Origin of the sequence: Bradyrhizobium sp. HKCCYLRH2060 (assembly GCF_051168135.1) — a bacterium.
Lineage (GTDB): Bacteria > Pseudomonadota > Alphaproteobacteria > Rhizobiales > Xanthobacteraceae > Bradyrhizobium.
The window spans coordinates 580,042-593,508 of sequence record NZ_JBNPUK010000001.1 but is presented as its reverse complement, the minus strand read 5'-3'; the positions used below and the strand labels follow the sequence as shown (position 1 = coordinate 593,508).

Sequence of the window (13,467 nt, the reverse complement as noted above, 5' to 3'; positions counted from 1 at the left end):
CCGCGCGCCATGAACCGCACTGGACTCTTCATCGCATTGTCGCTCGCGCTCGTCATCGGCGTGCTGTTCGGCGTCTATCCCGAGCTCGACCTCAAGCTCGCCGCGCTGTTCTACGATTCCCACACGCGCAGCTTCCCCGTGAAGCTCGACGGCTATGCCGCCTTCGCGCGCGATGCCGCGATGTGGGTTGCCTGGGGCATCGCGCTGCCGTCCATCGTTGCGCTGGTGGTGAAGCTCATCCGTCCCGACCGGCCGCTGCTGGTGAAGGGCCGCACCATGGCGTTCCTGCTGCTGACCTTGTCGCTGTCGGCCGGCGTGCTCACCAATTTCACCTTCAAATCCTATTGGGGCCGGCCGCGCCCGGTCGTCGTGACCGAGTTCGGCGGCGACATGCAGTTCGTGCCGTGGTGGGATCCGCGCGGCGGCTGCGGCCGCAACTGCTCGTTCTTCTCCGGCGAGGGCGCGACCGCGTTCTGGACCCTGGCGCCGGCCGCGCTGACGCCGCCCGCCATCCGGCCCGTCGCCTACGGCGCCGCCGTCCTGTTCGGCATCGCCACCTCGGTGCTGCGGATGGCGTTCGGCGGACATTTCTTCACCGACATCGCCGCGGCCGGCCTCGTCACCTTCATCGTGATCTGGCTGCTGCACGGCTACATCTACCGCTGGCCGTCCACCCGGCTCACCGACGCCGGCATCGACGCCGCCCTGACCCGCTTCGCCTGGCCGGGCTTCCGGCTGATGCGCCGGCTGTTCGGCCGCCGCCAGCCCGGCACCAGCCCCGCGGCCTGAGCGCGGCGTGAAGGCGATTAATCGCGTGCCGAGCGGGGCGAAATCTGCTATCCGCGCCCGAATTTCTGAGCGGCATAGCCCTAAACACTGGTTGGACTCCCCATGACCACGATCCTGAAAAGCCTGCCCAAGGGCGAGAAAGTCGGCATCGCCTTTTCCGGCGGCCTCGACACCAGCGCCGCGCTGCTCTGGATGAAGCAGAAGGGCGCGCGCTGCTTCGCCTACACCGCCAACCTCGGCCAGCCCGACGAGTCCGACTATGACGAGATCCCGCGCAAGGCGCTGAGCTTCGGCGCCGAGAAGGCGCGCTTGGTCGATTGCCGCACCCAGCTGGTGCATGAGGGCATCGCCGCGATCCAGTCCGGCGCCTTCCACATCTCGACCGGCGGCATCACCTATTTCAACACCACCCCGCTCGGCCGCGCCGTCACCGGCACCATGCTGGTCGCCGCGATGAAGGAGGACGGCGTCAACATCTGGGGCGACGGGTCGACCTACAAGGGCAACGACATCGAGCGGTTCTATCGCTACGGCCTGCTGACCAATCCAAACCTCAAGATCTACAAGCCCTGGCTCGACCAGCAGTTCATCGACGAGCTCGGCGGCCGCGCCGAGATGTCGGCGTTCCTGACCGCCAACGGCTTCAATTACAAGATGAGCGCCGAGAAGGCGTACTCGACCGACAGCAACCTGCTCGGCGCCACCCACGAGGCCAAAGATCTCGAGAGCCTCGACAGCGGCATCCGCATCGTCAACCCGATCATGGGCGTGCCGTTCTGGCGCGAGGACTGTGTGGTCAAGCCGGAAACCGTCGTCGTCCGCTTTGAGGAGGGCCAGCCGGTCGCGCTGAACGGCCAGACTTTCGGCGACGCCGTGGCGCTGTTCCTGGAGGCGAACGCGATCGGCGGTCGCCATGGTCTCGGGATGAGCGACCAGATCGAGAACCGCATCATCGAGGCCAAGAGCCGCGGCATCTACGAGGCGCCGGGCATGGCGCTGCTGCACATCGCCTATGAGCGGCTCGTCACCGGCATCCACAACGAGGATACGATCGAACAGTACCGCATCAGCGGCATGCGCCTGGGACGCCTGCTCTACCAGGGCCGGTGGTTCGATTCGCAGGCTTTGATGCTGCGCGAGACGGCGCAGCGCTGGGTGGCGCGCGCCGTCACCGGCGAGGTGACGCTGGAGCTGCGCCGTGGCAACGACTACTCGATCCTCAACACCGAGAGCCCCAACCTGACCTACCAGCCGGAGCGGCTGAGCATGGAGAAGGTCGAGGACGCCGCCTTCACGCCGGCCGACCGCATCGGCCAGCTGACGATGCGCAATCTCGACATCACCGACACCCGCGCCAAGCTGAAGCTCTATTCGGACACCGGGCTGCTGTCGGGTTCGGACGGCGCGGAGATCTTCCAGCTCGGCCACGACAAGGGTTGAGCGACGTCTCAAACAAGATACGGCGCCGTCTCCACCGGCGTCGTCCCTGCGAACGCAGGAGCCATAACCACCGGCTGACGTGGTGAGAGCTGGCTGTAGCTCCAACCATCGCAAAACTGGATCCTGGGAGTATGGGTCCCCGCGTTCGCGGGAAGACATCGAGTTGGCCGCGACAGATTGCCTCCAACGAAAAATGGCCGGGATTGCTCCCGGCCATTTTCTTTACTGAGTCGCAGCGCCTCAGCGCGGCGGCGCGACGCCCGGAGGCGGCGGCGGCAGCGCGGCCTGGCCGCCGTTCAGCAGCGGCGTGATGCGGCGGACCGTGACGCGGCGGTTGATGCGGCTCGGGCCTTGGGTCTGCTCCTTCAGGTACTGCTCGCCATAGCCCTGCGAGGTCAGGTTCTCGGCGGGCACGCCGAACTGCTGGGTGAGCAGCGTGGCGACCGATTCGGCGCGGCGGTCGGAGAGCGACAGATTGTCGGTCTCGTTGCCGACCGCGTCGGTGTGGCCCTCGATCAGGTAGACCTCGCGCGGATTGCGCTGGATCGCCTGGTTGAGGCCGTCGGCGATGACCTGCAGCTTCGCCGCCTGCTCCGGTCCGATCTCCCACGATCCGGTCTCGAAAGTGATCGTGTTGAGATCGATCGACGGCATCAGCTGGCGCACCGACGGCGAGTAGCGGACCTCGTCGAGCGAGTAACGGCGCTGCACGCGCTCGACAGGCGGGGCCATCAGCGTGTCGTAGATGACATCCGGCGGCGCCTCCTCGGCGTCGACGATGTAGCGGTTGTAGGGGATGCGGATCTCCGGCGGCGGCAGGTCGACATAGAAGCCGCCGACCGCCTGAGGATCGCGGAAGGTGTTGTCGATGATGATGATCTCGCGGCCGCCGACGTCGCGACGGATGCGGCGCAGCAGCCGTCCATCGGGCGCCGTGATCGTGACGATCTGGCTGCCGTCGGGACGGATCACCACGGTGCGCGTCTCGCCCCGCTCCTGCTGCACGCGGATGTCACGGGCGCCGTAGCGGAAGCGCTCGAGCTCGTCGTGACGCACGAAGGCCTGTCCGCTCGGATCGCGGACGATGACGCGGCCCGGCTCGTAGATCACCGTGCGGCCCCCCTCCTGGACCTCGCGGCGCTGGCCGCGGAAGTCTTCCAGCCGCTGCGGCCCGGGCATCGGAGCGCCCGGTGCGATCGGCGTGAGCTGCTGGGGCGTCGGCGGGGGCGGCGCCGGAAGTGGCGCGGCGACCTGCGGCGGCGGCCGATTGGACATGGCCGGGGGACCGGCAGGCGGCACAGCGCCCGGCCCGGCCTGCGGCGCGCCGGCGGGTCCCGGTCCGGGTCCAGCAGCACCGGGACCTGCCGCCGGGGGCGCCGCCCCCGGGGCACCCGGGGGCGTTCCCGGACGTCCGCCGGGCGGGCTGCCGGCGACGGGCGGCGTGCCTTGCTGTGACGGCGTCTGGCCGGCCGGAGGCGCGGGTGGCGCCGGCGGAGTTCCCGGAGCAGGCGCGACGGTGCCGGCGGGCGGGATGGGAGCCCCGCGCGGCGGGGGTCCGCCTTGCGGGGAACCGGGCGGCGGGCCGCCAGCGCCCGGACGGCCTCCTGGTCCACCGGACGGTGGAGTAGGCGCGGCCGAGGGTTGCGGCGACGGGCCCGCGGCGGGTGGCGGCGAATGGGGCGGTGTTGCGCCAGCCGGAGGCGGCGGGGTTCCTGGCCGCTGATTCGGCGCAGCACTCGGCGGCGGGGGCGGAGCTACCACGGGCGGCGCAGGCGGCGTTGGCCGCGATGGTGCCGCCGCGGGCGGCGGCGGAGCGGGCGGAGTTGCTGGACGCGGAGGCTCGCGCACCACGGGCGGCGGGGCCGGCGGATGCGCCGGAGGCGCTGCGACCGGGGGCGGCGGCGGTGTCGGACGCGGGGGAGCCGCCGGCGGCGGGGGCGCGGGGCGCGGTGGCTCCGCACGGGGTGGCGGCGGGGGAGGTGGTGGCGCGGGACGCGGTGCCGCAGCCGGGGGAGGCGGTGGGGGAGCAGGACGCGGCGGAGCCGCCGCGGGCGGCGGCGCAGGCGGTGCCTGATGGGGCGGTGCAGCGGCCGGCGGCGGGCCAGCCGGCCGCTGAGGCGGGCCTGGCGGTTGACCATGCGGCGGCTGCTTGGGCCGACCGTCCGGGCCGACCTCGCCGCCGGGGCCGCCTGGACCTTGCGCCATGATCATCGGCGCGCTCTGCGCGTGGGAGCCGGAGCTCATCAGTTGCATCGCCGACAGCGCAGTCGTCGCCAGCAGCAGGACGCGAAGTTTGCTCATGTGTCTTGTTTTCCCGGAACGATCTTTTTCAAGCACGGAGAGATCAACGAGTATGGGTTAGGCCGGATTGTGGCGCAGTTCAAATCCGCAGGCGGATTTATTTCGACGCGAAGCCACCACCGCGGGGCCGCCATTCAGGTTTCATTCAGCCTTGATTTTCAAGGGCTTGGCGTAACCGCAGAGATGCGGACCGGCTCGCGGCCAAGCCCTTGGCAGGCGATCATCATGACCGTCCAATCGCGGTCAATCCGTGGCCGGATTCGGTGTGGTGGGACCGAGCGGCCCTCGGCCGGGGATTTCGTCCGGCGTCGGCCCTGGCAGCTCGCGCGGCGGCGCCGGCGCATCAGGCTCGTACACCGGCGGCGGAATGTCGGGCTGCGGATTGCCGACCGGGTCTTCCTGCGGTGGTTCGACCGGATGGCCCGGCGTCGCCGGCGGAATCTCTGGCGGTTCGATCGGCATCACATCGCGACCTTGCGGTTGTCGCCGAGGTTGGGACGCGTGCCGGTCACCGCGGCCGCCGCCATCTTGACGTAGCTCACGACCGTGCCGGGCGAATCCCAGAACTCGGCGTCATCAGGCGTGATCTTCAACAGGCGGATGTTCGGATCCTCGGCGCTGTCCCACCAGGCCTTGGCCGGCGTCGAGAAGAGCTCCCGGATCTTGCCGCGATCGTTGGAGACGGCTGCCGTGCCCGTCAGCGAGACGTATTTCTGGGCTCCGGCGTCCGCAAACGACAGATTGATCTGCGGCGACCGCGCGATCTCCTCGTCCTTGTGACGCCGCGCGTCGGTGAGGAAATAGATCATGTTCTCGTCGCGCGCGAGATAGGCGCTCATCGGCCGTGCTCGCAGCCTGTCACCGTCGCGGGTGACCAGCATCGCAAATCCGATCTTCTTCATCAGGTCCCAAACGCGATCCTGATCGCGCGCGTCGTCATTGCTCATGGCCGGCTCCCTTGATGTCAGGGCCGACAACGCAGCGTGGGGCGCCGCGTTCCGGACGTAGCAAGGAAAGCGGACGGATGCGCGGTTCAGCCGCGCAGCAGCAGCGTGTTGCTGCGGGTGCGGCCGCTCTCGCGGTAACCGCGGCCGAGCATGTCGGCGAGGCAGTCGTTCTGCCATTCGTCGCGCGACAGATGTTCGATGACCACCGCCCGCGGCCACAAGGCGGCAGGCGCGTCACGGAAGAAGCAGGTCAGCACGCGGTCCTCGAAACCTTCCACGTCGATCTTCAGCGCGTCGACCTTGGTCGCTCCGGCCTGTTCGAGGATGGTCTGCAGCCGCAACGATGGGACCTTGAATGCCTCCGCTCCGGCCTCGCCGATCACGATATGGCTGGCGCCGAGATTGTCACCGTCCGTCTCGATCATCACCTCGCCGTCGCTGTCGCCTGCGGCCGCTGCCACCAGCCTGACCTGGGACAGCGCGGACGCAGCACGGTTGAAGCTCAGCCGCGCATGCGTGACCGGATGCGGCTCCACCGCGATCACGAGGCCGTCGGGCCCGACGTGACGGGCCAGCGGCAAGGCGAACGTTCCGACATTGGCGCCGATATCCACCACCACGCCGCCCTGCGGAACGTGGCTGCGCAGGAAATCCAGCTCCTCGCGATTGTAGTCGGGATTGAACAGCGCGCCGCGCTCGGTCGCACTGAGCTGATGGTAGAAGCGGAAACTGGCGCCCTGATAGCCGACGTCAACGGGGCCCGCCCCGAGCACATTGACGACGCGCGTCAACATCGGCCGGAACGCGCCGCGCTTGAGCCCGGAGCCGTGCGCCAGCCGGATCACCAGCGCCTGGGCGGCGTTGGGAGCGAAGGCACCAAAGGGAGGCGGAGAAGGATCGTTGTCAGGCGTCAAGGTCGCGTCCTGGGCTGAAGGCGACGTGTGATAGCCGGTTTCGCTGCGATCTCCAATGCAGGCGGCGTGTCCGCATTGTGTCGTCACCGGGACAGCGCTGCGGCAGGGGCGCGAGGCGCTCAGGCTGCCTTGCGCTGGCGCAGGAAACGTCCGATGAGGCGACGCTTCCCCTTGCGCGGAATGAGGTCGATGTCGCTGACGAGCTTGGCGCCGCCCTTGCGCCGCTCGAGCACGATCTTGCGGCTGTGGAAGGCCTCCAGCTCCACCCGGTGCGCCACGCTCACGATGGTCGCCTTCGGCAGCTCGCTCGTCACCATCTCCATCATCTTGTCCTGGCTCTTCTCGTCGAGCGCGGACGTCGCCTCATCGAGCACGACGATGTCGGGACTGTGCAGCAGCAGGCGCGCGAAGGCGAGGCGCTGCTTCTCGCCGCCCGAGAGCGTCTGGTCCCACGGCGCCTCCTCCTCGATTTTGTCCTTGAGATGATCGAGCCCGACCTTGTGCAGGGCTTCGCCGACCTGCGCCACGCTCCAGTCCTCGGCGGCGCCGGGATAGGCGACGGCCCGGCGCAGGCTGCCCGAGGGCACGTAGGGGCGCTGCGGCAGCATGAACAGCCGCCGGTCGGGATGGAAGTCGATGCTGCCGCCGCCCCACGGCCACAGGCCGGCAATGGCGCGCACCAGCGTGCTCTTGCCGGTGCCGGATTCGCCGGCGACCAGGAGTCGCTCGCCGGGATCGACGACGACCTCGGTTTCGCCGACCACGGCGGTGCCGTCGTCGAGCGTCACCTGCAGATCATTCAGACTGAGCATCGCTTCGCCGGCGGTCTCGCCGCGCTTGATGCGGCCAATGCCGTCGCCCCGCTCTGCACGCTCCAGCGCGTCGAGCGACATCATCAGCGAGGCGATGCGGCGGGCACAGGCGTTCCAATCCGCGAGACGCGGATAATTGTCGACCAGCCAGCCGAACGCAGTCTGAACGATCGTGAACGCGCTCGCGGCCTGCATCACCTGCCCGAGCGTCATGCTACCGTCGAGAAATTTCGGCGCGCACAACAGCAGCGGCACGACCGGAGCGATGAGGCTCGAGCCCTGCGACACCAGCGTGGTGCGCATGTGCTGGCCGGCGAGCCGCGCCCATTGCTGCAGCACGTTGCCGAACGTCCGGTCGATGCCGGCGCGCTCTTCGGTCTCGCCGCCGAGCAGGGCGATGCTCTCGCCGTTTTCGCGAACGCGGGTCAGAGTATAGCGGAAATCGGCCTCGGCCTGGTTCTTGTCCTCGGACACCTGCACGAAGCGGCGGCCGATCGTCATGATCGAGCCCGAGGCGATGGCGGCGTACACGATCGCAGCAATGACCAGAAAACCGGGAATGGTGATCTCGGTCGCGCCGAGATGCAACGTCAGCGCGCCGCCGATGGTCCAGAGCACGACGATGAACGTCGCGGCCGACAGCAGCGCAGAGGTCACGCCGGCGATGAAGTCGACCGGCGAATCGGTTGCGACGCGCAGGTCCTCGGCGATCCGGTATTCCGGATTCTTGTGGTCGCCGCTGACGAGATTGAGCTGATAGTAGCGCCCGCTGGTCAGCCAGCGGGTGATGACGCTGTTGGTCAGCCACGCGCGCCAACGCCGCTGGATCGCCATCCGCGCATAGACCTGGGCGACGCCGAGGATGACGCTGCCGATCGCGAGCGGGAAGAAGATCGCGGTGAGATGAAAGACGGTCGCCGAATCGCGTTTCTCGATCGCGTCGAAGATCGACCGATTCCAGACGTTGATGCCATACTGAAATCCGACAGTCGCAACGATCAGGACCAGCAGCCCGATCGTGAACGCCCACGCCAGACGGTCGCCGCTCCGGCCCCAGTAACCGCGGGCGCTGATCCAGAACCGGGTCAGCAGATAGCGCTTGCGCAGTTGCTCGCCCTCTTCGGGCGACAGCTCCGGATCAGGCTCCACCAATTCGGGCGGCGGCGGCTCGACCTCAGCGCCATTCTCGGCCGCGATCTCGATGATCGGCGCCTTCTCGGGCGCCTGTGCCCCCGGCCGCGCGATGTCCTGAACCTGTCCCATGGCGCGATAACAGCAACGCAACCAGAAGGTTCCCGTCCGGGTTCCCGCGCAATGCGTGCCGGTCTCACGGCACCTGCGTGTTCGGCGCCATGGGTGGGGCGCGATACAGCGGCACCGGAACGACCTTGTGCAGCACGCGCGACAATTCCTCGATCGAATAGGGCTTGCGCAACAGCTCGAAGCCATGCGTGCCGTGCTGCGCCAGCACATGGCTGTAACCGCTCGCGAGCACGACCGGCACGTTGAGCTCGAGCCGCCTGATTTCCTCGGCAAGTTCCAGCCCGGTCATGCCGGGCATCACGACGTCGGTGAAGACGACGTCGAACCGGCTGGTGCCGCCGATCAGCTCCTCCAGCGCGTCCCGGGCGTTGTCGACCAGCGTGGTCCGATAGCCGAGCTCGGCCAGCGCTTCGGTCGCCGACCTGCCGACGTCGATGTTGTCCTCGACCACCAGCACCGACATGCCTCGACCGCCGATCGGCTCGGCATGGCTGCCGTCCTCGCCGCGCTGCACCTGGGCTGGAGCGACGCGCGGCAGATAGAGCGTGAACGTCGCGCCGCGGCCCTTCTCGCTCGTGACCCCGATTTCGCCGCCGGACTGCTTGGCGAAGCCGAACACCTGCGAGAGGCCGAGGCCGGTGCCCTGGCCGATGGTCTTGGTCGTGAAGAACGGCTCGAAGATGCGTCCGAAATGCTCCGACGGGATGCCGACGCCGGTGTCCTGGACGTTGATGGCGACATAGCCCAGCGGCGGACGGTCATGCGGCGCCGCCGGAGTCGGCAGCGCCGCTGCGGGGGCGACGGTGATGCTGAGACGTCCCTGGCCGGCCATTGCGTCGCGGGCATTGACGGCCAGGTTGATCAGCGCCGTCTCGAACTGGCCAGCGTCGGAATTGACGTAGCACGGCTCGTCGGGAACGGAGATCACGACCTCGACGCGTGACCCGACCAGGGTCTTGGTCATGTCGCGCAGGGCGACGACGCTGCGGCCGATGTCGAAGACCTCGGGCTTCAGCGTCTGGCGCCGGGCGAACGCGAGGAGCTGCGCCGTGAGCTTCGATGCGCGCGCCACCGTATCCGAGATCGCGTCGATATAGCGCTGCCGCCGTTCGTCAGCCAGATCCGGCCGGCGCAACAGGTCGGCCGAGGCCCGGATCACGGTCAGCAGATTGTTGAAGTCGTGCGCGACGCCGCCGGTCAGTTGTCCCAGCGCCTCCATGCGCTGACCGTGCTTGAGCGCATCCTCGGCCTCGAGGCGGCGGGCGGCCTCGACATGCAGGCGCTCGGTCCGCCGCTGGGCAAGGGTCAGGAAGACGACGAGCAGCGCGGTGGCCGGGATGCCGAAGATGAGGTGCCGGCCGATCGTGCCGAGCCAGCGGTTGCGGATGGTCGACGTCGCCAGCCCCGCCGAGACGTAGACCGGATAGCCGCCGAGCCGCTGATACCCGACGAGACGCTCGACGCCATCGACCGGCGAGATCTCGGTGACGAGCTGCTCCGCATCTGCGGCCCCGGCGGGAATGTCGCTGGGCCCTGCAGCCGCGCCTCTCCCGCCGCCCGGGAAGCGCGCCAGGATGAGACCATCGAAGCGGCGCAGCGCGAAGTAGCTGCCGGGCGCCCGGCCGATCCGGGCGTAGAAGTGCTCGAAATAATCCGGCAGCACCGAGGCCTGGATGATACCGGTGAAGCTGCCGTCGTCGCTCTGGCGGCGGCGGCTGATGCTGAAGAACGGCGCGCCCTGATAGGGCGGCCGCGGCGTCAACCGCGCGCCGATGAAGGTGCCGATGCTGTCCTTGACGTGGGCGCTGAAGTAGTCGCGGTCGAGGAACGTCATGTCCGGCGCCGGATAGATCATGCTGTTGACCAGCGGCCGGCCGTTGGCGTCGAACACCCAGGCGGACTTCATCTGCGGCAGCGCGTCCGACAATTGTCGCAACCGGGCATGCAGCGCCTGCTCGCGCGCCTTGATGTCGGCATCCGACAGGTCGCGGACGACCTCGTCGATCTCCGAGAGGCTGCGCTCGATGGTCTCGAACACCTTCAGCGCGTGCTCGTGGACGATTTCGAGCGAGCGGCTGATCTCGCGATCGGCCTCCTCATATGTCGTGCCGTGGGAGACGTAGGCCGCGATCACGAACAGAGCGACAGGAAGCGCAAGTGACGCGACCATCATCCAGCGCAGCATCGTCAGCGATTTGCGTTGTGCGGTCTGCACGGTCGCTCCGGCCTCAAAGGGCCACGAGCTTAACGCAATCGACGGCGGCTACAAACTCGCTGCGCCCGGAACTTGTGCCGGTTCCGGGCGCATGATCGGTAAAGCTGTCCGCCCGGCTAGATCTGCCGCTCGACCAGCTTGAACTTGAGTTCCGCGATCGCCTCGGCGGGGTTCAGCCCCTTCGGGCAGGCCTTGGCGCAGTTCATGATGGTGTGGCAGCGGTACAGCCGGAACGGGTCCTCGAGATTGTCGAGCCGCTCGCCGGTGGCTTCGTCGCGGCTGTCCTTGACCCAGCGCGTCGCCTGCAGCAGCGCGGCGGGTCCGAGATAACGCTCGCTGTTCCACCAGTAGCTCGGGCACGAGGTCGAGCAGCAGGCGCACAGGATGCACTCGTAAAGGCCGTCGAGCTTCTCGCGATCCTCGTGGCTCTGCCGCCATTCCTTCTGCGGCGTCGGCGAGGTCGTCTTCAGCCAGGGCTCGATCGAGGCGTATTGCGCGTAGAAATTGGTGAGGTCGGGCACCAGGTCCTTCACGACGGGCTGATGCGGCAGCGGATTGATCTTGACCGCGCCGTCCTTCACGTCGTGCATCGAGCGGGTGCAGGCCAGGGTGTTCTGGCCGTCGATGTTCATCGCGCAGGAGCCGCACACGCCCTCGCGGCAGGAGCGGCGGAAGGTCAGCGACGGATCGATGTGGTTCTTGATCCAGATGAGGCCGTCGAGCACCATCGGGCCGCAATCGTTGACGTCGACGTAGTAGGTGTCGACGCTCGGATTCTTGCCGTCGTCCGGATTCCAGCGATAGACCTTGAACTCGCGAACCTCGGTGGCACCGGCCGGCTTCGGCCAGGTCTTGCCGCCGGTGATCTGAGAATTCTTTGGAAGTGCGAACTCAGCCATTTCGGAAGGCCTTCTTGGGTTTGACGGTCGGGCTCAGGTCACACGCGATCAGTACACGCGCGCCTTCGGCGGAATGTACTGCACGTCGTTGGTCATGGTGTAGTTGTGCACCGGGCGGTAATCGATCGTCGTCTTGCCGTCCTTGCTGTCGATCCACGCCAGCGTGTGCTTCATCCAGTTCGTGTCGTCGCGATCCGGAAAATCCTCGCGCGCATGGGCACCGCGGCTCTCGGTGCGATTGACGGCCGAGTCCATCGTCACGACCGCCTGCGCGATCAGATTGTCGAACTCGAGCGTCTCGATCAGGTCGGAATTCCACACCAGCGAGCGGTCGGACACCGCGATGTCACCGATGCCGCCATACACCTTGTGGATCAGGTTATGGCCTTCCTGCAGCACCTCGCCGGTGCGGAACACGGCGCAGTTGGTCTGCATCACGTTCTGCATGCTCTCGCGCAGCTTCGCGGTCGGCGTGCCGCCGGAGGCATGGCGATAATGGTCGAGCCGGCCGAGCGCCTTGTCGGCGGAGTCCTTCGGCAGGTCCGGCTGCTTGCCGTTCGGCGTCAGCTTCTCCGCCAGTCGCAGCGCCGCCGCGCGGCCGAACACCACGAGGTCGATCAGCGAGTTCGAGCCGAGCCGGTTGGCGCCGTGCACGGAGACGCAGGCCGCCTCGCCCACCGCCATCAGGCCGGGGACGATCGCGTTGTCGTCGCCGTCCTTCTTGGTCAGCACCTCGGCGTGATAGTTGGTCGGGATGCCGCCCATGTTGTAGTGCACCGTCGGCACGATCGGGATCGGCTCGCGGGTGACGTCGACATTGGCGAAGATCTTGGCCGATTCGGAGATGCCGGGCAGACGCTCGGCCAGCACCTTCGGATCGAGATGGTCGAGATGCAGGAAGATGTGGTCCTTCTTCCGGCCGACGCCGCGGCCTTCGCGGATCTCGATGGTCATCGCGCGGGAGACGACGTCGCGCGAGGCGAGGTCCTTGGCGGATGGCGCGTAGCGCTCCATGAAGCGTTCGCCCTCGGCGTTGACGAGATAGCCGCCTTCGCCGCGCGCGCCTTCGGTGACCAGACAGCCGGAGCCGTAGATGCCGGTCGGGTGGAACTGCACGAACTCCATGTCCTGCAGCGGCAGGCCGGCGCGCAGCGCCATGCCGCCACCGTCACCGGTGCAGGTGTGCGCCGAGGTGCAGGAGGCAAAGGCGCGTCCATAGCCGCCCGTCGCCAGGATCGTGGTCTGTGCGCGGAAGCGGTGCAGCGTGCCGTCGTCGAGCTTCAGCGCGATGACGCCACGGCAGACGCCCTGGTCGTCCATGATCAGGTCGATGGCGAAGAACTCGATGAAGAACTCCGCGGCGTGCCGCAGCGACTGGCCGTACATCGTGTGGAGCATCGCGTGGCCGGTGCGGTCGGCGGCGGCGCAGGTGCGCTGCGCCTGGCCCTTGCCGTAGTCCAGGGTCATGCCGCCGAACGGCCGCTGGTAGATCTTGCCGTCCTCGGTGCGCGAGAACGGCACGCCCCAATGCTCGAGCTCATAGACGGCCTCGGGCGCGTTGCGCACCATGTATTCGATCGCGTCCTGGTCGCCGAGCCAATCCGACCCCTTGACGGTGTCGTACATGTGCCAGCGCCAGTCGTCCTGGTGCATGTTGCCGAGCGAGGCCGAGATGCCGCCCTGCGCCGCCACGGTGTGCGAGCGGGTCGGAAACACCTTGGTGATGCAGGCGGTGCGCAGGCCCGCCTCGCTGCAGCCGACGACGGCGCGCAGGCCCGCGCCACCGGCACCGACCACGACGACGTCGTAGGTGTGGTCCTCGATCGGATAGGCTTTTCCGTTCGTCGCGGGCGCGCCGTTCGCGCTGCCATTTGCTCCGCCGGCCAT

Annotated in this window: 10 protein-coding genes; 2 read left to right on the top strand and 8 right to left on the bottom strand. The window is 68.1% G+C overall.

The features are described 5' to 3' along the window. Positions 1 to 9 precede the first annotated feature (9 nt). Positions 10 to 789 carry a phosphatase PAP2 family protein gene (locus tag ACQR10_RS02570; RefSeq protein WP_316180173.1) on the top strand — a complete coding sequence of 260 codons (780 nt, stop codon included), beginning with the start codon at positions 10 to 12 and terminating at the stop codon, positions 787 to 789. A gap of 102 nt (positions 790 to 891) precedes the next feature. Beyond that, positions 892 to 2,229 carry an argininosuccinate synthase gene (argG, locus tag ACQR10_RS02565; protein ID WP_316215448.1) on the top strand — a complete coding sequence of 446 codons (1,338 nt, stop codon included), beginning with the start codon at positions 892 to 894 and terminating at the stop codon, positions 2,227 to 2,229. A gap of 240 nt (positions 2,230 to 2,469) precedes the next feature. Here the strand turns inward: argG and ACQR10_RS02560 are convergent, their stop codons facing one another. From ACQR10_RS02560 to sdhA, 8 genes are all read right to left on the bottom strand, one after another. Continuing rightward, complete coding sequence (locus tag ACQR10_RS02560; RefSeq protein ID WP_316215447.1) at positions 2,470 to 4,530, bottom strand: OmpA family protein; 2,061 nt, start codon at positions 4,528 to 4,530, stop codon at positions 2,470 to 2,472. A gap of 243 nt (positions 4,531 to 4,773) precedes the next feature. Next, positions 4,774 to 4,992 (bottom strand): hypothetical protein, encoded by a 219-nt coding sequence (locus ACQR10_RS02555; RefSeq protein WP_315800846.1) that lies wholly within the window; start codon positions 4,990 to 4,992, stop codon positions 4,774 to 4,776. Continuing rightward, a complete protein-coding gene (locus ACQR10_RS02550; RefSeq protein WP_316215446.1) occupies positions 4,992 to 5,477 on the bottom strand; it encodes a pyridoxamine 5'-phosphate oxidase family protein in 486 nt (161 codons plus the stop codon). Before ACQR10_RS02550 ends, ACQR10_RS02555 begins: the two co-directional genes overlap by 1 nt. An 86-nt stretch (positions 5,478 to 5,563) precedes the next feature. Then, entirely contained in the window at positions 5,564 to 6,391 is an 828-nt protein-coding gene (locus ACQR10_RS02545) for an FkbM family methyltransferase (protein WP_316215445.1), read from the bottom strand. A 119-nt stretch (positions 6,392 to 6,510) separates the two neighbouring features. Continuing rightward, positions 6,511 to 8,466 (bottom strand): ABC transporter ATP-binding protein/permease, encoded by a 1,956-nt coding sequence (locus ACQR10_RS02540; RefSeq protein WP_316215444.1) that lies wholly within the window; start codon positions 8,464 to 8,466, stop codon positions 6,511 to 6,513. 64 nt (positions 8,467 to 8,530) lie between these two features. Beyond that, positions 8,531 to 10,681, bottom strand: a complete 2,151-nt coding sequence (locus ACQR10_RS02535) for a hybrid sensor histidine kinase/response regulator (protein WP_316215443.1) — start codon at positions 10,679 to 10,681, stop codon at positions 8,531 to 8,533. 116 nt (positions 10,682 to 10,797) lie between these two features. Then, the gene (locus ACQR10_RS02530; protein ID WP_315800851.1) at positions 10,798 to 11,580 is read right to left on the bottom strand and encodes a succinate dehydrogenase iron-sulfur subunit; all 783 of its coding nucleotides are present in this window, start codon (positions 11,578 to 11,580) and stop codon (positions 10,798 to 10,800) included. A gap of 48 nt (positions 11,581 to 11,628) precedes the next feature. Next, complete coding sequence (sdhA, locus tag ACQR10_RS02525) at positions 11,629 to 13,467, bottom strand: succinate dehydrogenase flavoprotein subunit (RefSeq protein ID WP_315800852.1); 1,839 nt, start codon at positions 13,465 to 13,467, stop codon at positions 11,629 to 11,631.

What these genes read in the sequence shown, in the direction of transcription:
- ACQR10_RS02570 (WP_316180173.1), top strand. Translation starts at nt 10, where the DNA reads ATGAACCGCACTGGACTCTTCATCGCATTGTCGCTCGCGCTCGTCATC.
- argG (WP_316215448.1), top strand. Translation starts at nt 892, where the DNA reads ATGACCACGATCCTGAAAAGCCTGCCCAAGGGCGAGAAAGTCGGCATC.
- ACQR10_RS02560 (WP_316215447.1), bottom strand. Translation starts at nt 4,530, where the DNA reads ATGAGCAAACTTCGCGTCCTGCTGCTGGCGACGACTGCGCTGTCGGCG.
- ACQR10_RS02555 (WP_315800846.1), bottom strand. Translation starts at nt 4,992, where the DNA reads ATGCCGATCGAACCGCCAGAGATTCCGCCGGCGACGCCGGGCCATCCG.
- ACQR10_RS02550 (WP_316215446.1), bottom strand. Translation starts at nt 5,477, where the DNA reads ATGAGCAATGACGACGCGCGCGATCAGGATCGCGTTTGGGACCTGATG.
- ACQR10_RS02540 (WP_316215444.1), bottom strand. Translation starts at nt 8,466, where the DNA reads ATGGGACAGGTTCAGGACATCGCGCGGCCGGGGGCACAGGCGCCCGAG.
- ACQR10_RS02530 (WP_315800851.1), bottom strand. Translation starts at nt 11,580, where the DNA reads ATGGCTGAGTTCGCACTTCCAAAGAATTCTCAGATCACCGGCGGCAAG.
- sdhA (WP_315800852.1), bottom strand. Translation starts at nt 13,467, where the DNA reads ATGGCCGGCGGAGCAAATGGCAGCGCGAACGGCGCGCCCGCGACGAAC.